The sequence below is a fragment of the Psychrobacillus psychrotolerans genome, assembly GCF_900115805.1.
GTDB lineage: Bacteria > Bacillota > Bacilli > Bacillales_A > Planococcaceae > Psychrobacillus > Psychrobacillus psychrotolerans.
In genome coordinates this window covers 12,328-30,902 of the sequence record NZ_FOXU01000010.1, presented here as the reverse complement: position 1 = coordinate 30,902, position 18,575 = coordinate 12,328, and the positions used below count along the sequence as shown (strand labels likewise).

Here is an 18,575-nt window from a genome sequence, read left to right as displayed (position 1 = left end):
CCTTTCATCATCCAAAACGCCCAGATATATAATCTTCTGTACGGTTATCTTCAGGCGTTGAAAAAATAACATCTGTCTTATCGAATTCAACCACTTCCCCATTTAAGAAAAATGCTGTTTTATCCGATATACGTGCTGCTTGTTGCATATTATGCGTCACTATAATGATGGAATAGTCTTGCTTCAATTCTTGTATGAGTTCTTCTACTTTAAGTGTAGAAATTGGATCTAGTGCAGATGTTGGTTCATCCATTAGTATAACATCTGGCTCTATTGCAAGACATCTAGCGATACATATGCGTTGCTGCTGACCACCTGATAGGCTATAGGCATTTGTAGTTAATCGGTCTTTAACTTCCTCCCATATGGCAGCACCGCGTAAACTTTTCTCTACAATTTCATCCAAAACCTTTTTGTTTTTTATACCATGAATTCTTGGTCCATACGCAATGTTGTCATAAATGGACTTAGGAAAAGGATTAGGCTTTTGAAATACCATTCCTACTTTTGTACGTAACTCTTCAACTCCATAATTTGCATCAAAGATATTTCGTTCACGATATAGGATTGCTCCGGATGTTTTAACCGTTGGCACTAATTCTACCATACGATTCAACGTTTTAATATATGTTGACTTACCACAACCCGATGGCCCTATTATAGCAGTAACTTCATTTTCCTTAATTTGTAAATCTATATTTTTTAGCGCGTGATGATTCCCGTACCATAAGTTTAACTTTTGCGTATCGTAAACAATGCTAGAAGCTACCATTTGTTTTGCGGTCCCTTTTTCCAACGTTTGTACCATCATTTAGTTCCTCCTAATATTCATCGTATTTAATAGCGTTTTTGGAATTTATTTCGAATAAATATAGCAACCGAGTTCATCAGAAGCAAGAATATCATAAGTACGAGAATACCTGCAGATGAAACGTATTGGAAAGCCTCTTGCGGCCTTTTTGCCCAATCATAAATTTGCATTGGCAAAGCTGTAAATTGGCTAAGTAAATTATCGGGTAGAAAGTGAACAATTACTGGGATACCAATTACTACCAAAGGAGCTGTTTCTCCAACAGCACGTGAAAGCGCTAAAATTGCCCCAGTTATTATTCCCGGTATAGCTGAAGGCAATACAATATTAATGATTGTTTGCCATTTTGTAGCTCCCATACCATAGGAAGCTTCACGCACATCTTGTGGAACTGCTCGAATTGCTTCTTGCGACCCCACAATTATTACTGGCAGTATTAATAAGCTCATTGTAAAGCCGGCAGCTAATACACTATTTCCCAGTGCTAATGCTCGAACAAAAATTGTTAACCCTAGTAAACCGAATACAACAGAAGGAACTCCTGCTAGATTTGAGATATTCATTCGTATAAAATTATTCAACTTATTTTTTGTAGCGTATTCTTCCAGATAAATAGCTGTCCCAACTCCCAAAATAATAGATACTGGAGCAACTACACACATTAACCATATTGAGCCAACTAGCGCTGCTTTAATACCCGCTTTTTCGGGTACACGAGATCCAAAGTTTTGGAAGAATTCAGGAGTTAAATAACCTACCCCTTGGGAGATGATGCGGTAGAAGAGTACTCCCAAAACTAATAATGCAAATAACGTTGCTGCTAAAAAGATAGCTTTGAATATACCATTTACTATTAATCGTTTATTCATTTTCTTTACTACTGCTTCATGATTCACATATCTCATATTAATATTCCTCCCGATACTTTTTGGAAATAACGTGAGCAAGATAGTTCATTAACAAAGTAAAGAGGAATAGCGTAAATCCAACTGCATAGATAGAATAATAAATAGTTGTACCGTAACCTGCGTCACCTGAAGAAACTTGGACAATATACGCTGTCATTGTTTGAATTGATTCTGTAATATTTAAATCAAATTTTGGTGTAGAGCCACCAGCTAAAGAAACAATCATTGTTTCACCTATTGCCCTTGAAACTGCTAAAACTACCGAAGCTGTTATTCCTGAAAGTGCAGCTGGTAGAACTACCTTTAATGCTACTTCTAATTTAGTAGAACCCATGGCTAATGCGCCTTCTCGTATCGAATTCGGTACAGAGGACATTGCATCTTCTGATAAGGATGCGATCATTGGTAAAATCATAACCCCTACAACTATACCGGGGCTTAGCGCATTAAAGATTTTTAAATCCGGTATAAATTGTTGAAGTAAAGGTGTAACAAATGTTAAAGCAAAGAATCCATATACAATAGTTGGAACTCCTGCTAACACTTCTAAAACAGGTTTAATAATTCTTCTACTTTTATCAGTTGCATACTCACTCAAAAATATTGCTGAAGCAATACCAAAGGGTACAGCAACTACAACCGCAATAGCAGTAACTTTTAAAGTTCCCACTATCAGTGGTAGTATTCCAAATAATTGTTCAGTATTTGCAAATGGATACCATTCGGTACCAAATAAGAAGTCAGGTATTTTTACTTCTTTAAAAAATATGACCGTTTCAACAATTAGTGTTCCAACAATACCAAATGTCGTTAGTACAGATACAGAAGCGATCAATAAAAGGATGATTGGAATCATCTTTTCTATTATTTTTCTCTGCTTTTTACCACTTGAATTTTGAATAAGCTCTTGTACTGAAAGCTTGTCAGCGCTATGCTTTTGACCCACTGTGAATCCCCCTTTTACCAAAACGCAAGAAATGAGTAGCAGAAGCTACCCATTCCACACCTTTTCCGTTTACCAATTTCCCCGGTATAACAGGCTGTAATAGCACATGCTTCAACCCTTATTAGTAAAGTACATCTCTCACAAATTGAAGTTACAATTTTTACTCGCTTATTTTAAAGCTTCTAGAGTAGATAGACCCTTTTCGTATTCAGTATCTGGAAGACGAACATAGCCAACCGCTTCAGCCATATCTCCAGCATTTTCAAGAGAATATTCCATAAAATCATATAACGCAGCATTTTCTGCTAATGCTTTGTTACTTACATACGTAAATAATGGGCGAGATAATGGAGAATATTCTCCAGATTCAATTGTTTCGTTATTTGGCTCAACACCCTCAATTTTCACTGCTTTTAATGTATCTTGGTTTGCTAAGTAGTAAGCGTAACCGAAGAAGCCGATTGCATTTTTATCCGCTTGTACACCTTGTACTAGAACATTATCATCTTCTGAAAGTGTTGCTGCTTTTACAAGGTCAGCTTCATCCAAAATTACTTCATCAAAATAGTCATATGTTCCTGAATCTGTTCCAGGGGAGTAGAAAATAATTTCTTCATCTGGCCATTCAGCATTAATATCCGACCACTTTTTTGTTGTTCCATCTTCAATCCACATTTTCTTTAAATCTTCCACTGTTACATCTTCAACCCAATCATTATCTTTACTTACAACAACTGTTAAACCGTCGTTTGCAAGTTTAAATTCTGTATAATCAATTCCTGCTGCTTCTAATTCTGCTTTCTCTTCATCTTTAATCGGACGAGATGCATTAGAGAAATCTGTTGTGCCTGCGATGAATTTTTCAAAACCTCCACCAGTTCCCGATACACCCACAGTTACTTTAACTTTTTCTTGTACTGCTGCGTATTCTTCAACAAGTGCTTCCATTATTGGTGCTACAGTACTTGAACCATCACCGGATACTTGTCCTTCTAGAGTTGCTTCATCTTGAGTATCACCTGTTGCTGCTGCTTCTTCTGTACCAGTTTCATTTTCAACTTCATCTGCAGTTGAATCATCTCCACAAGCTCCTAGTGCCAGTGCCGAACCAACCATTGTTGTCATCATTAAATACTTCCAGCTTTTCATCAGGTAAATCCCCCTATGTGTTGTTTTGTTTTCTTTTACTTACAAGATTTACTTTATAGGTTCTATATTTAGACCGTATGAATGGAGTGTAAAGCTTTTGTAAATAGGGGTGAGAGTAAATTTGAGAGTTCAAAGCAAATGCTTAAGGTAAAAAACTTTTATATAGAAGAAAAAAAGATGCTAGACATAAAAAAGCGCCAGAAGATAAATTTCCACCTTCTAGCGCCTAACTTTGTTGGGTTAAAAGTTATTTTTTCTAACAATCACAAATCTTTTATGCTATAAAAAAACCGAGCAAACAGATGCCCGGTTTTAAATAACAGTAATGTAGATATGCCATTGATTTCCCACTTCAAGAAGAACGCTTTGCTTTTATATACTTTCTTATTCTTATTAAAAAAAGGAAGTGATCTCGTCACTTCCTTTTTTTGTTAAGTAAATTATATTAATCGTTTTCTTCTTCATCAATTTTAGCATTTGTAAATGCGGGTTTTATAAGAGAAGTAGAAGTTGAATCGATTTCGGTTGTCTCTTTATTTTTTTTCTTAATTTCAAAATATTTATCCACAAGCTCTTTTGCTATTGCTGTAGAAAAATTGGTTTTGTATGATGATTCTAAGGAAGCATCTGGGATAACAAGTGCGTATGCAATTTCAGGATTATCATATGGTGCGAAACCAACATGCGTTAAATTTACAGTATTAAATGAATGCCCTGCATCTCGATCATACTCGCTAGCTTGAGCAGTTCCTGTTTTTCCTCCACCTGTAAATGGAGCATTTGCAAATGCGCCTCTAGCTGTACCTTTATCACCAAAATACACACGTTGCATACCTTTACGAACTTGTTCAATTTCTGCACGTGAGTTATCTACAGTATTTAAAATGGTTGGAGTCATTTCTTTTACTACTGACCCTAATTGAACACCATCTTCAGAAGGTTCTCTAATCTCTTTGACTACATGAGGTTGAATTCTGTTTCCTCCGTTTGCTATGGTAGAAACAAATTGCGCAAGCTGCAATGTAGTGTACGTATCATACTGACCAATACTCAGATCAAGTAGCTTACCATCTGCAAATCCACCTGTCTCCCCGTTTACCTCTCCAGGCAGATCAATACCAGTTAATGAACCAAGTCCAAGCTGAGCATAACCACTTCTCATTTTAAGAAAGGCTTCCGTTCCAAAATTGATAGACTGATTAGGCACATAGTTTTTACCAGCTACTCCAAATGCAGTTTTAAACATAAACACATTGGAAGAACGTTCCAACGCTTGTAAATCACTCACTCGAATGCTACCAGATCTATTAAATACGGAACTCTTAGGTGCTGAACCTTTAATCCGGATAGGTTCATCAACTAACGTGGCATTGATGGAATATATACCCTCGCGATAACCTGTAAGTACAGTAGCAGGCTTTACAGTAGATCCCATTTCATATGCATTAGTAAATGCACCAAATGCGTAGTCTTGAATTTCTTTTGCTCCCGTTTTTTCGTTACTCCCGACTTGTTTTCCAACAAGGGAAAGCACCTCACCCGTGTAAGGATCCATCATTATAAAATAAGCATGCTTTAAATACTTACCACCATAGCTATTGCTATATTTAAGTAGTTCTTTTGCAAGAATTTCTTCATGTGCTAATTGAACTTCACTATCCATTGTTAACACTAAATCTTTGCCTGGCTCTCCTTCAAAAACAGTTTGAATATCAATTACTCTTCCTTTTCCATCCGTAATATTTTTTACAACACTTTTTTGACCTTGAAGAACTTCTTCATACTGTTGTTCAATATAACTTGTACCAACCCGATCATTTCGAGAATAATCACGAGCTAGAAAATAATCTAAGCGGTCTTTTGGAATACCTATTTTCGGTAGTGTTGTGGTGCCTAGGATAGCCAGTGATGAATTTTTCACTCGGCGCCAATCTGTCGTGGTGTTTACTCCTTCTAAGTCTCCAAGTCTTTCAGAAACCCGCGCAAATTCTTCCACTGAAACTTCTTCCTTAACGTCATCTCCTTTAATAATTTGAGGAGATAATGCATAACCAGAAGCCATCACTCGATAAATAGCAATGATTTCTAATTGTTCGGGGGTAAATGAATTCAGTTGTTCTTCCGTAATTCTGCTTCTAGTTAAACGATTGATTTCTTTACTTTTCTCTTTTTTGTCTAAGTCTTCATTTGCTTCTATTTTTTTTCTCTCTTTATCACTCACTAACTCGAGAGCTTCCTCTGGATTTTCTTTTAACCAGAAGTCCTGCAAATCACTCTTTGTAATTCCTGCTGGTATTTTTTCTATTAATAGACTTAGTTCTTCTGCAATTTCATACATATCTTCGGATTTTGTTGTTTGCATTTTGGTATATGTAATAGCTCGCTGTGGAAGATTATCAACCATTATACGTCCTTCACTATCGAAAATACGACCACGGGGAACACTAGTGTTTACTGGTACTTCCTCGGTACGGGCTAATTCTCGGGTGTAATCTTCACCTTTAACAATTTGGAGATAGCCTAATCGGAGTATTAGCATAGTAAAGAGGATAAATATCGAGAAAAATAGTATGTTCATACGAAATGTAATATTTGCTCGTTGTTTAGCCTTCATATTTTGTGCACGTTTATTTGGAATTTTTCGCATGAGTTCACCTTCTTTATTAAATAATTTACATATGAACAGTGTAACATAAAAAGCACACACTTTTAGACGAAAAAGTGTGTGCAAAGTTTCAATTATTATAGATGTTACGTTACTTTAGCAAAATTCTTATTTTGCAGCAGTGAAACGTTTAGATACTTCATCCCAGTTTACTACATTCCAGAAAGAACCGATGTAGTCTGGACGACGGTTTTGATAGTTTAAGTAGTAAGCATGTTCCCAAACATCTAAACCTAATAATGGAGTTTTACCTTCCATAATCGGTGAATCTTGGTTTGCTGTAGAAGAAACTTCTAATTCTCCGTTAGCTACTGATAACCAAGCCCAACCTGAACCAAAACGTGTTGTAGCAGCTTTAGCGAATTCTTCTTTGAATGCGTCGAAGCTACCGAATTTAGCGTCGATTGCTGAAGCTAATTCTCCTGTTGGATTTCCGCCACCGTTTGGAGATAAGATTTGCCAGAATAATGAGTGGTTAGCATGTCCGCCACCATTGTTGCGAACTGCAGTACGGATTGCTTCTGGAACAGCGTCTAAATTAGCGATTAACTCTTCCACTGATTTGCCTTGTAGATCCGAATGATCTGCAAGTGCGTTATTTACGTTAGTCACGTAAGTATTGTGGTGTTTAGTGTGATGAATATTCATCGTTTCTTTGTCGATATGTGGTTCTAGTGCATCATATGCGTAAGGTAATTCTGGTAATTCATATGCCATTATTGTTTCCTCCTAAAGAATATTTTAGAAAATTCTTTCCATGTATTAGCGTATCAAACTATGAACAATCGTTCAATTAAAATCGACTAAAATAATTATAATCATACTTTTGACTGAAATTACACAAAGAATATAAACACAATAAGCATTATCACTAAAACAATAATCTTTACTACTGAAGAAGTTAAAAATCCTATTAAAGAACCTACTCCTGATTTAATCGCTTGTTTTAAACCAAGCCGTGTCACAATCAGTTCTGCCAAGACAGCACCAATAAAGGGTCCTATTAAAATACCCGCTACAGGGATAACAAATGGGCCAAAAAGGAGCCCAACAGTACTTCCCCACACTCCAGCTTTGGTCCCTCCGAACTTTTTCACTCCAAAAGCATTTGCCGCCATATCCGCTCCGAATAGTAATACAACAAAAAGAATTTGAATTACCCAAAACAACCAGGTCAGCTCTGCAAAAGAGAAAAATAATCCATATACAACATATCCCAGTAGCATAAACACAACCGATGGGATTATAGGATAAAACGTGCCGATAAAAGCAACGATAAAACATAAAATGATGAATATCCAACCAATTATATCTATCATATTCTTTTACCTAATACAGTTTCCGCAATATTGGAAGCGTGATCGCCTATACGTTCTAAATTACTTAAAATATCAACAAAAACAATTCCTGCTTGTCCAGAGCAAGTGCCTTGGTTCACACGTAGAATATGATTTTTTCTAAACTGACGTTCCATTTTGTCAATTACATTCTCTTGTTCTGACACTTTTTTCGCCAATTCGACATTGCTCGTATCTAATGCTTCCAATGATATAGAAACAGTTTCTATTGTAAGCTCGAACATTTCCGAAACATCTTTTATAGCATCTTCCGTAAGGAATAAACGATTCACTTCTTTATAATCGACTAATTCTATGATATTTTCAAAATGATCTCCAATTCTTTCTACATCCCGAACTGTGTCCATTAATATATTATGTCTATTAGAATCTTGTACCGATAAAGGTTGTGATGAGATTTTCACTAAATAATCTGTAATTTTTTGATCTAAGTTATTTAATGCATCTTCTATTTGATAACCTAAATCTGCATCTTTTTTAAGGTTTGTTTTTAAATAAGCGTATGTCGTTTCTAATCCCTGCACACTTAATGCACCCATTCGCAATATTTCTTCTTTTGCTTGACCAATAGCGATAGATGGTGATTGTTCAATAAAGTGAACATCTAAGTGTTTTGGATTATATTCGATTGAAACATCCTCACCAGGGATAAGTTTAGTAACGAGATAAGCCCATGCTCCAATAAGCGGGAATTGAATAATTGTATTGGCTACATTAAATGATCCATGTGCGAATGCTATTTGCATTTTATTTTCCAGATCAAGTACACCGGAAATCCACTCAATGTACATTGTAAAAGGTGTCAACAATATTAAAAATATAATACTACCTACTACATTAAATAATACATGTGTAGCCGCAGCACGCTTAGCTGCAACTGATGCACCTAAAGAAGCAAGTATCGCTGTAATAGTTGTACCAATATTATCTCCAAATAAAACTGGAAGTGATCCTTGTAAAGAAAGAAGGTTTTCCGCATAAAGTCCTTGAAGAATCGCCACAGTTGCACTTGAGCTCTGTACGACCAACGTGAAAATAGTCCCACTTAATACTCCGAGAATAGGGCTATCACTCATGCTAAGTGTAAAATCAGTAAAAGTGCTCAGTTCTCTCAGTGGTTTCATCCCATCGCTCATTAGTTCAAGACCAAGGAACAACCCACCAAATCCAAAAATAACTTCGCCTAGATTCTGCACTTTGTTTTTCTTAAAGAAAAACAATAGAAATGCTCCTACAGCCATTATAGGTAAAGCATAGCCGCCTACATCGAAACCTATGATAAAGGCAGTAATAGTTGTTCCGATATTTGCACCCATGATTACACCGATTGCTTGTCGGAGCTTCATGAATCCAGCACTAACTAAACCAACAGTAATAACTGTTGTACCAGAACTAGATTGAATAAGCACAGTAACAATTATACCTACTAATACACCCATAAACGGGTTAGTCGTATACTTATCTAAAATATCACGAAGTTTATCGCCTGCAGCTTTTTGAAGACCATCACCCATAAATTTAATTGCGAACAAGAAAATACCCAGCCCACCAAAAAATTGAAAGAGTATTTCCTGCCAATTTAATTCCACTCTATACTCAACTCCCGTTTTCGACAATTTTCACATACTTCTCTATTATTCAGTAGTCAGTAAGGTATTGTAAATAGATTAAAACATTCTTTACAATTTCTTAACAATGCAAATGCTACTTTATGTTTTTATTTGCTTAATGTTAGAATGAGATTGAAAGGGTGACAACATTTGAGTTTATTTCAATTATTTCAATCTAGCTTACATAGTCCTAAAAAAATGGCCGCTTTTCGACTTATACCGATTGGCAAAGTAATGCAATATATATTTAGTTATATATTTATCATGTCCATTATCTCTTTTATTTATTTCATCAACGGAATTTCTGACCAACAACAATCGATGGAAGGTTTACTAGAATATTTTTCCCAGATTCAATGGCTTTTATATCCATTCTCCTTTATATTTTTATTTGTATTAAACACTTTGTTAATTTTTGTTCGCATAAGTATATTTGCATATATAGGTAGTATTATTCTTCTGCTTAGAAAGAGAAAAGGTGAATTTCGTCATATTTGGAGAACTACTCTCTTTGCAAGTACAATTCCAATGATAATCTCTATTATTTTGGCTATTTTACAAGTTTCAAACAACTATCTTCAATTAGTAATCTATACACTAACTTTGATAATTATCTTTTTAACGACTAAATACTATCCAGTGAAAAGATAATACATAGTACCCCCTTACCTCGCATAGATTAGAGTAAGGGGGTTTTCTTATGAAAATATTTGTAGCAACTATTCTATTACTAGTTTCTTTCTATATTATTAAAGTAGATTTGATCGAAGGAACTATCCCACTAGCCTACTCCTCTCAACCAGTAACATGTGAGAAAGAGTTAGATTATATAACTGTGGAAGTTATGGCTGGAGATACACTACATTCATTATTTGCCCTATATCCTTCTAGTGAAACAATCACCTATACGGAGAGATTTACTGACTTCTACACGCTTAATCCACATTTTATAAATCAGGCGTTTAAAGCAGGCGAAAATGTTCTTTTACCTACCTATACTTCGTCAACTGAATGTAAATAATGTAAAATAGAGCGTTCTTTCTTGTCATTTCATTGGAAAGACTGATAAAATGGTGAATAGTGATGGCATATGCCTCAAGAAGGAGAGAATTTCATGAGCGGATTAATACATCGTTCCAAAACTCGTCCAGTACGAGTTGGAAACTTAACAATAGGTGGAAGCAACGAGCTATTTATACAAAGTATGACAACAACAAAAACACATGATGTAGAAGCAACAGTTGCTGAAATCTTACGTTTAGAAGAAGCAGGCTGTCAAATCGTACGTGTCGCATGTCCAGATGAACGTGCAGCTTACTCGATTGGCGAGATAAAAAAACGCATTAATATTCCTTTAGTAGTAGATATTCACTTTGACTATAAGTTAGCACTTATCGCAATAGAGCAGGGTGCTGATAAAATACGTATAAACCCAGGTAATATTGGCCGTAAAGAAAAAGTGGAAGCAGTTGTAAATGCAGCTAAAGCAAAAGGTATTCCAATTCGTATAGGAGTAAATGCTGGTTCCCTTGAAAGAAAAATTTTAGAAAAGTATGGTTATCCAACTGCAGATGGAATGGTAGAAAGTGCGTTACATCATATTAAAATACTAGAAGATTTAGACTTTCATGATATCATCGTCTCCATGAAAGCATCCGATGTTACATTGGCTGTAGAGGCTTATCGTAAAGCATCCGAAGCATTTGACTACCCTCTTCACTTAGGAATTACAGAATCTGGTACTCTTTTCTCAGGATCAATCAAAAGTGCCGCTGGATTGGGTACACTTTTAAGCATGGGAATCGGTAACACAATGCGTGTTTCCTTAAGTGCAGACCCAGTAGAAGAAATAAAAGTAGCACGCGAATTACTAAAAGTTTTCGGACTATCTTCTAATTCAGCTACGCTAATTTCTTGTCCTACTTGTGGACGTATTGAAATCGACTTAATAAAAATTGCAAATGAAGTAGAAGAATATATCTCGCACATTAAAGCCCCTCTTAAAGTTGCAGTACTTGGCTGTGCAGTTAATGGCCCAGGAGAAGCTCGTGAGGCAGATATAGGGATCGCAGGCGCACGTGGTGAAGGTCTGTTATTCATGAAAGGCAAAACAGTGCGTAAAGTACCTGAAGAAACAATGGTCGAAGAACTTAAAGTAGAAATAGACAAACTTGCTGCAGAATATTTTGCAAACAAAGAGCTAGAAGAGCAGCAAAAGCAAGAAAAAACACAAGTGTAAGGAATGGTGTAATTGACGAATATACGATTTGGTATCGATATAGACGGGACAGTAACATCCCCTACTTCTTTGCTTCCTCATATTAACGAAGCATTTAAATGTAATTTACAGTTAGAAGATATTAAAGAATATGATTTAACGAAGGCATTTCCAGTAAGTCAAAAAGAATTTTACGAATGGTTTAAAAAAGCTGAAGCTACTATTTATGCCACATCCCCTATTCAACCAGATGCACACGCTGTATTATCTGCTTGGAAAGAAAAATACGAGTTATATTTTATCTCTGCTCGTGGTGACAATGTCATGGACATTACACTAGATTGGTTTAAACAACAAGAGTTGTTATACGATCATATTGAACTGATTGGCACACATAACAAAATAGAGACGGCTCGAAGACATGGTGTTCATGCATTTTTTGAAGACAAACACGATAATGCCGTTGAAATTAGTGAAGAACTTGATATTCCCGTAATATTATTTAATACACCATATAATCAGTTGCCAGTACCATCTCGTGTTATCCGAGTGAATAATTGGATTGAAGCGAATAACTGGATTGAAAAAGAATTTTCAATGGCTATAAAGTAAAACTTCAGAGTTTCATGTGAATAGTTAGGCTAGCTGAAATAGATAATAGAGTATAAAATCGCTGAGGTTTTATACTCTATTTTTATTAGGTAGAACTTGTTTACTTTTAACATTAAAATAACTAGAGCAATGCTATCTTAAATATGAAGGAGAATAGAGTATGAATATTATTGTATTTGGGGCAAATGGTGGTGTCGGAAAGCATTTTACTAAACTAGCTTTAGATAAAGGACATGAAGTTACCGCTTTTGTGAGGTCCCCTTCGAAATTAGAATTAGTGCATGAACGTTTAACTATTATCCAAGGTGATGCTTTTGATAAAGCGGCCGTTAAAGAAGCTATTGCAGGTAAGGAAGCTGTTATTTCTTGTCTAGGCTCTACAACCGGTATGAAAAAATCTACGCAGTTAGAAGATATGACAAAGAATGTTGTTGACGGAATGGTCGCTAATAATGTCCAACGCATTGTCTATGTTGCTTCGGCAGGAATAGAAAATGAGATACCAGGTTTAATGGGCAAATTTATGATAAAAATGCTTAAAAATGTGCTAACTGATCACTCGAATGCAGTTAGTTATATAAGAAATAATCATTTAACCTTTACAATTGTACGCCCTATGGGTTTGAACGATAAAGAATTTACAGGTGTTTATAAAGAGGCTTTAACGGGTGTGCCTAGCACAGGTAGAACTATTACTAGAGCAAATGTAGCAGATTTTATATATAAGGCTCTTATGAACAAGGAATATGAAAATACATCCGTTGGATTGAGTGATTAAGCAATATACAAAAAAAAGTAGCGTAGACCTTATACTGGTCTACGCTACTTTTTATTAATGACAGGATGGGCAATTGCCATAGATTTCGAATTTGTGGTTTTCTATTTCGTAGCCTGGTATAGCATTTTGCAATACTTCCATTGGACAAAATGGAATTTCTTTAATATTGCCACAGGACATACAGATGAAATGATGGTGATGATGATCAGCCTCACATTGCATTCTAAAATGTTTCTCCCCTGTTAACTCGGTTTCTTCTAATATGCCCAGATTTACAAAGGTACTTAAATTTCTATAAATTGTATCATAGCTCATCCCGGGATGTTCTTTTTTCATCACATTCAGAATATCTTTAGCAGTTATATACTTTTCCGTTTCGGTAAAAATGCTTAGTATTTGCTCGCGTTTATCTGTTTTTTTATATCCTTCATTTTTTAAAATATCCCATGCTTTTTCTATATTCACCCTGAAACAGCTCCCTTGCTCCCTATCTTTTTAGAAAAAATAGTTAGAAGTAAAATGATAATTGAAGTAACAACAATTGTTCCACCTGGCGCTAAATCCAAATAAAATGCACTAACCAATCCAACAATAACAGACAACTCACCGAATATAACGGATAGCAAAATTGCCTGTTTAAAGCTTTTGGATATACGCATAGCAGCAGCAACCGGCAGTGTCATAAGTGAGGAAACGAGTAAGATACCTACAATTCGCATCGACCCTGCAATAACTAATGCCGTCACAATCATAAATAATACATGAATCCATTTAGCAGGAAGTCCTGATGCTTTCGCATATTCCTCATCGAAAGAAAGTACAAATAATTCTTTAAAAAATAAACTTAAAAATACTATGACAATTAATGCAATGCCTATAATAATCCACAAGTCCTGACGACTTACTGCAGATACGGAACCAAATAAATAGCTAAATAGGTCCGAACTAAATCCTTCTGCTAATGAGATGAAAATTGCTCCAAAACCGAGGCCAGCAGACATAATAATAGGTATAGCAAGTTCCTCATAGTGTTTATATAATCTTCTTAATCTCTCGATAAACAACGACCCAGTCACAGATGCGACTATTCCTAAATATAATGGGTTTAATAGGGCCAATGCCCCGACAGACTGACTCAAATATAAGCTACCAGCAATACCAGCCAATGTTACATGACTCAAAGCATCAGCTATCAACGAAAGTCTACGAACAACTATAAAAACCCCTAATAGTGGAGCGATAAAACCGATGATTAGACCTGAGGCAAAAGCATTTTGTAAAAATTCATAGTGAAAAATAGAGTCAATCATGATTTTACCTCACTTTGATGATCGACTTTACGAACTGCGTGTCCATACCAAGCCTCTAATTGTTCATCACTCATCTGGTCCATCTCATTTTTAAAACCATGAAAATGAATTCGCTGGTTCAAACAAGCAACGTGACTTATACTTTTGGATACTGCATCGACATCATGGGTAACTAACACAATGGTAATATTATGTTCCCGATTTAAATGACTTAACATATTATAAAAAGATTTTACATTTTTGCTATCTACTCCAACGGTTGGCTCGTCAAGTATCAATACATTTGGATTACTGATTAATGCTCTAGCGATAAAAACACGCTGTTGCTGTCCTCCAGAAAGATCGCCAATATTTTTCATAGAATATTCATCCATACCGACTGATTTTAACGCTTGTCTTACCTGTTTGTTAACATTTGCAGGATATCGATGAAATAACCCTGTCTTCTTTACTAAACCACTTCTAACTACCTCAGTCACCGTTGCCGGGAATCCGGTATTAAACGAATTGGACTTTTGTGAAACATACCCAATGCGTTCTTTCTCTTTAAACTGATTAACTGGCTTCCCAAAAAGAAGTACTTCACCGCTCGTTGGTTTTAATAATCCTAGTATTATTTTCAATAATGTAGACTTACCAGAACCATTAGGTCCAATAATCGCAAGAAAGTCACCTTCTGCAATAGTAAGATTAATATCGATTAATGCCTTAGTTTGTTCGTATTGGTACGAAATGTTATGTAAGTTGATCAATGGGCTTCCCATTATTTTTCCTCGATTCTAATTAATAATGATTACGATTTACAAAGTATTAGTATAGTCCATATTGCACCATGTGTAAATAAAAATTACTTGGAAGGATGTTATTCTGGATATCCATAAATTTGTTCAACAGTTACAAACATGCTCTATTAAGGAGTTTAAGACAATCGTAAAGGGCTTTGATATAGAAATTTCCGACAAAGAATTAAAAAGTGTCTATCCATTACTAAAAGAAATTTCCCTTTCCTGGCTTTTATTTGGCGTTCCGCTTGCTATCCAACAAAAACTAATTCAAATACTTGGGGAACAACGTGCTATGGAACTTTATAAAGAAATTAAAGAAAAGGCACCTACTTCTTTTGGATGAAAGAAGTTAATACCTGAAAATTTCTTTCTAAAATAGGTAATTGCAATACAATAATACTTACTGATTTCCGATACAAATGAACGCTGCACCGTCCTCGCCTCTTGTGAACCGAAGTTAGTGGGCGACGTATATAAAAAACACCATACACAGATTACCGAAAAAAAGAGATGTTGGTTGGTTGTAACATCTCGTTACAACCAACCAACACCCCTATAAACCAGCTCGGTAATCATCTAGAAAACAGCGTTTAATTTGAAAAGATCGTGCTCTTGCATGTTAGCGCAACGCATCTATTGCTTCTGCATTAAACTGTTTTGAGCGAAGCATTTCAATCTCATGCTTGTATGGAGCTTCCTTCGATTTAGCGTCTACACCAACAAAAGGCGTTTCTAAAATTTTAGGGATTTCCATCAATTGAGGATGGTGCACAATGTATTGCAAAGCATCAAATCCAATTTCACCAAAACCGATGTTCTCATGTCGATCCTTTGCTGCTCCACATACATTTTTACTATCATTGATATGAAGTACTTTTAAACGATCAATACCGATTATTTTATCGAATTCATTTAAGACTCCATCAAAATCTTCCACGATATTATAACCAGCATCATGAATATGACAAGTATCCATGCAAATGGACAATCGATGATTATTTACAACACCATCGATAATTTGTGCAAGTTCATCAAAAGTGCGACCACATTCTGAGCCTTTTCCAGCCATTGTCTCTAAAGCTATTTGAACAGGCCAATCGGTTGTCAGCACTTCATTTAAACCTTCAACAATTCTAGCAATACCCACTTCTACTCCTGCTCCTACGTGAGCTCCTGGATGCAATACAATTTGAGTAGCACCTATATGAGCAGTTCTTTCAATTTCCTTTTGTAAAAACTCTACACCAAGAGCAAAAGTCTCAGGTTTTGTTGTATTACCTAAATTGATGATATAAGGAGCATGCACGACGATATTGGACATCCCATTTTCTTTCATATGAGCGATACCAGCGTCAATATTCAATTCTTCAATTGGTTTTCTTCTAGTATTTTGTGGTGCTCCTGTATAAATCATAAAAGTATTTGCACCATATGATACAGCCTCTTTACTTGAACCCAGTAGCATCTCTTTTCCACTCATCGAAACATGTGAACCTAATAACATGATGACAACTCCTTATTTCTTGCGGTTTTTAATACGTCTTTCTCTTTTCTTCACAATATCCATTTCCCATTTCATATTACGTTTGTAGCCTGGTTTAACCTTTTTAGGCTTACGGACTTGGGCTTTAGCGATTGCATCTATTTCATTTTCATTTTTTGTACGATTTTTACGTGCATGGCGTTCTTTAAGTTCAGACCATTCACCATTAACGACATCCTTATGCTCTAGTGGAATCCCCATTTTTTCAAGGCGCACTAAAGCATCTTCGTCTGATGGTTCATATAATGAAATTGCAATCCCAGTCATGCCAGCACGAGCTGTTCTGCCTACGCGGTGAACGAAGAACTCTAAATCATCTGGAAGTTCATAGTTAATCACATGGCTTACTCCAGGAATATCAATACCACGAGCAGCTAAATCGGTTGCCACGATATATTGGAATTCTAGTTCATGTATTTGTTTCATCACACGTTTACGATCACGAGGTGAAATATCGCCATGAACAACACCAACTTTGACACCATTTCCTTCTAAATAATGCGCTACTTCGTCTGCATGTTGTTTCGTATTTGTAAATATAATGGCTAAGTATGGATTAATACCTTCCATTACATCCAACAAGCGTTTCTTTCTAGATTTGCTTCGAACCGGAGTTACAATAAATTCAATACCCTCTGCTACTCGACGTTTCTCGCCTATTTTTATATGGACTGGTGAATCCATATATTTTTTTAAGAAAGGTTGTAATTTTTCTGGAATTGTAGCAGAAAATACATACATTTCTAATTTATCAGGCATACGAGATGCAAATTGATCAATTTCATTGATAAAGCCAAGATCGAAAGCTAAGTCAGCTTCATCTACAACTAAAACTTTTGCTGTATGAACAAGTAGTGCTTGCTCTACAGTAAGATCACGAAGTCTACCTGGCGTTCCAACTACGATTTGTGGTTGAGTTTTTAATTTTTCGATTGAACGAGCTTTATCCGTTCCACCAATGAATAATTTTGTTTGAATATCTGTGCCTTCTACTAGCTTGTTCAACTCTTTATAAATTTGCGTTGCAAGCTCTCTTGTTGGTGATGTAATAACTGCTTGTACTTCTCTTTTACTAGCATCTATTTTTTCAACAATTGGGATTAAAAAACTATGTGTTTTTCCTGTTCCAGTATGTGCTTGACCAATCGCACTTTTCCCCTTTAATACAAGTGGAATCATTTCTTTTTGAATTGGCGTTGGTTCTTGGAAGCCTAATTTTTCTATTGCATCTAATAAAAAAGGCTGAAAACTATAATCTGTATATTTTGACATTGTACGTCACTCCCTCACATTTCTTTATTGTACCACGATTGTACATAAAACGTACAATTTGCATAGAATATAATAGTCTTTGCTGTTCGAAAGGAGATGAAAAAATGCGTTACCAATCTTTTTATCCGTTTGCCCAAAATCAGGGAAATGACTTTTTTGGCATGTCTAATTCAAGTCCTCAGAATGTTCCAAATAATTCTTTTGATTTTTGGGGAGGGAATCAGGCTGCTCCCCCTCCACCACCAACTGCACCTGCAGGTCCGGCTACTAACTTTTTTAGTCAATTTCAGTCTGCTGCTCCAACAGGAGGCTTTCAACAAGGTCAACCAGTATCGAAAACTATGGGTTACCTACAAACAGCCGACAAATTCTTAAATACTGCCCAGCAGCTTACACCAATGGTTAGACAATTTGCTCCTATGATACAAAATGTACCGGCACTGTTAAAATTATACCGTGGTTTTCAATCTGTACCAGCTGCTACTACTGCCGTTACTGGTAATTTAGGTGCTGCTACAGCTGCTTCAACAGCTGCGAGAGCAACTAGTACTGCTGCTTCTCTAACAAACGGAGCATCAATACCTAGAATTTTCCAGCCTCCAATTTAAAG

Annotated in this window: 21 protein-coding genes; 6 read left to right on the top strand and 15 right to left on the bottom strand. The window is 36.0% G+C overall.

Annotated features, from left to right (window positions below):
• Nucleotides 1–7: 7 nt before the first annotated feature.
• From pstB to BM260_RS16115, 9 genes are all read right to left on the bottom strand, one after another.
• Nucleotides 8–811: a phosphate ABC transporter ATP-binding protein PstB gene (pstB, locus tag BM260_RS16150; protein WP_093538390.1), complete on the bottom strand. Its 804-nt coding sequence runs from the start codon at nucleotides 809–811 to the stop codon at nucleotides 8–10.
• 26 nt (nucleotides 812–837) lie between these two features.
• Nucleotides 838–1,716: a phosphate ABC transporter permease PstA gene (gene pstA, locus BM260_RS16145; protein ID WP_093538389.1), complete on the bottom strand. Its 879-nt coding sequence runs from the start codon at nucleotides 1,714–1,716 to the stop codon at nucleotides 838–840.
• A 1-nt stretch (nucleotide 1,717) separates the two neighbouring features.
• Nucleotides 1,718–2,575 carry a phosphate ABC transporter permease subunit PstC gene (gene pstC, locus BM260_RS16140; RefSeq protein WP_407691724.1) on the bottom strand — a complete coding sequence of 286 codons (858 nt, stop codon included), beginning with the start codon at nucleotides 2,573–2,575 and terminating at the stop codon, nucleotides 1,718–1,720.
• A 73-nt stretch (nucleotides 2,576–2,648) separates the two neighbouring features.
• Complete coding sequence (locus BM260_RS18845) at nucleotides 2,649–2,780, bottom strand: hypothetical protein (protein WP_281249765.1); 132 nt, start codon at nucleotides 2,778–2,780, stop codon at nucleotides 2,649–2,651.
• Nucleotides 2,781–2,833: 53 nt separating this feature from the next.
• On the bottom strand, nucleotides 2,834–3,814 hold the full coding sequence (locus BM260_RS16135) for a PstS family phosphate ABC transporter substrate-binding protein (protein ID WP_093538387.1): 981 nt from the start codon (nucleotides 3,812–3,814) through the stop codon (nucleotides 2,834–2,836).
• 445 nt (nucleotides 3,815–4,259) lie between these two features.
• The gene (locus BM260_RS16130) at nucleotides 4,260–6,461 is read right to left on the bottom strand and encodes a peptidoglycan D,D-transpeptidase FtsI family protein (protein WP_093538386.1); all 2,202 of its coding nucleotides are present in this window, start codon (nucleotides 6,459–6,461) and stop codon (nucleotides 4,260–4,262) included.
• Between the two features lie 126 nt (nucleotides 6,462–6,587).
• Complete coding sequence (locus tag BM260_RS16125; protein ID WP_093538385.1) at nucleotides 6,588–7,196, bottom strand: superoxide dismutase; 609 nt, start codon at nucleotides 7,194–7,196, stop codon at nucleotides 6,588–6,590.
• Between the two features lie 119 nt (nucleotides 7,197–7,315).
• Nucleotides 7,316–7,795, bottom strand: a complete 480-nt coding sequence (locus tag BM260_RS16120) for a DUF456 domain-containing protein (protein ID WP_093538478.1) — start codon at nucleotides 7,793–7,795, stop codon at nucleotides 7,316–7,318.
• Nucleotides 7,795–9,426 (bottom strand): Na/Pi cotransporter family protein, encoded by a 1,632-nt coding sequence (locus tag BM260_RS16115; RefSeq protein WP_093538477.1) that lies wholly within the window; start codon nucleotides 9,424–9,426, stop codon nucleotides 7,795–7,797. Before BM260_RS16115 ends, BM260_RS16120 begins: the two co-directional genes overlap by 1 nt.
• A gap of 171 nt (nucleotides 9,427–9,597) precedes the next feature.
• Here BM260_RS16115 and BM260_RS16110 point away from each other — a divergent pair, with 171 nt between their 5' ends.
• From BM260_RS16110 to BM260_RS16090, 5 genes are all read left to right on the top strand, one after another.
• Nucleotides 9,598–10,098 (top strand): DUF1189 family protein, encoded by a 501-nt coding sequence (locus BM260_RS16110; protein ID WP_093538384.1) that lies wholly within the window; start codon nucleotides 9,598–9,600, stop codon nucleotides 10,096–10,098.
• Nucleotides 10,099–10,147: 49 nt separating this feature from the next.
• Nucleotides 10,148–10,468, top strand: a complete 321-nt coding sequence (locus tag BM260_RS16105) for a hypothetical protein (RefSeq protein WP_093538383.1) — start codon at nucleotides 10,148–10,150, stop codon at nucleotides 10,466–10,468.
• Nucleotides 10,469–10,561: 93 nt separating this feature from the next.
• Entirely contained in the window at nucleotides 10,562–11,686 is a 1,125-nt protein-coding gene (ispG, locus tag BM260_RS16100) for a flavodoxin-dependent (E)-4-hydroxy-3-methylbut-2-enyl-diphosphate synthase (RefSeq protein WP_093538382.1), read from the top strand.
• A gap of 12 nt (nucleotides 11,687–11,698) precedes the next feature.
• Complete coding sequence (locus BM260_RS16095) at nucleotides 11,699–12,277, top strand: hypothetical protein (RefSeq protein ID WP_093538381.1); 579 nt, start codon at nucleotides 11,699–11,701, stop codon at nucleotides 12,275–12,277.
• Between the two features lie 160 nt (nucleotides 12,278–12,437).
• Nucleotides 12,438–13,055, top strand: coding sequence for an NAD(P)-dependent oxidoreductase (locus BM260_RS16090; protein WP_093538380.1), 618 nt, complete (start codon nucleotides 12,438–12,440; stop codon nucleotides 13,053–13,055).
• Nucleotides 13,056–13,109: 54 nt separating this feature from the next.
• Here BM260_RS16090 and BM260_RS16085 read toward each other — a convergent pair whose 3' ends face one another.
• The 6 genes from BM260_RS16085 to BM260_RS16065 all read right to left on the bottom strand — a co-directional run bounded on the left by BM260_RS16085 (nucleotide 13,110) and on the right by BM260_RS16065 (nucleotide 17,965).
• Nucleotides 13,110–13,520 (bottom strand): Fur family transcriptional regulator, encoded by a 411-nt coding sequence (locus tag BM260_RS16085; RefSeq protein ID WP_093538379.1) that lies wholly within the window; start codon nucleotides 13,518–13,520, stop codon nucleotides 13,110–13,112.
• Nucleotides 13,517–14,365, bottom strand: coding sequence for a metal ABC transporter permease (locus tag BM260_RS16080; RefSeq protein ID WP_093538378.1), 849 nt, complete (start codon nucleotides 14,363–14,365; stop codon nucleotides 13,517–13,519). Before BM260_RS16080 ends, BM260_RS16085 begins: the two co-directional genes overlap by 4 nt.
• Nucleotides 14,362–15,129 (bottom strand): metal ABC transporter ATP-binding protein, encoded by a 768-nt coding sequence (locus BM260_RS16075; protein WP_093538377.1) that lies wholly within the window; start codon nucleotides 15,127–15,129, stop codon nucleotides 14,362–14,364. Before BM260_RS16075 ends, BM260_RS16080 begins: the two co-directional genes overlap by 4 nt.
• 321 nt (nucleotides 15,130–15,450) lie before the next feature.
• Entirely contained in the window at nucleotides 15,451–15,582 is a 132-nt protein-coding gene (locus BM260_RS18840; RefSeq protein ID WP_281249764.1) for a hypothetical protein, read from the bottom strand.
• Nucleotides 15,583–15,769: 187 nt separating this feature from the next.
• Nucleotides 15,770–16,654 (bottom strand): deoxyribonuclease IV, encoded by an 885-nt coding sequence (locus BM260_RS16070; RefSeq protein ID WP_093538376.1) that lies wholly within the window; start codon nucleotides 16,652–16,654, stop codon nucleotides 15,770–15,772.
• A gap of 12 nt (nucleotides 16,655–16,666) precedes the next feature.
• A complete protein-coding gene (locus BM260_RS16065) occupies nucleotides 16,667–17,965 on the bottom strand; it encodes a DEAD/DEAH box helicase (RefSeq protein ID WP_093538375.1) in 1,299 nt (432 codons plus the stop codon).
• A 104-nt stretch (nucleotides 17,966–18,069) separates the two neighbouring features.
• On the opposite strand from BM260_RS16065, the gene vrrA reads away from it, so the two are divergent.
• Nucleotides 18,070–18,573, top strand: a complete 504-nt coding sequence (gene vrrA / locus BM260_RS16060) for a VrrA/YqfQ family protein (protein WP_093538374.1) — start codon at nucleotides 18,070–18,072, stop codon at nucleotides 18,571–18,573.
• The last annotated feature ends 2 nt before the right edge of the window (nucleotides 18,574–18,575 follow it).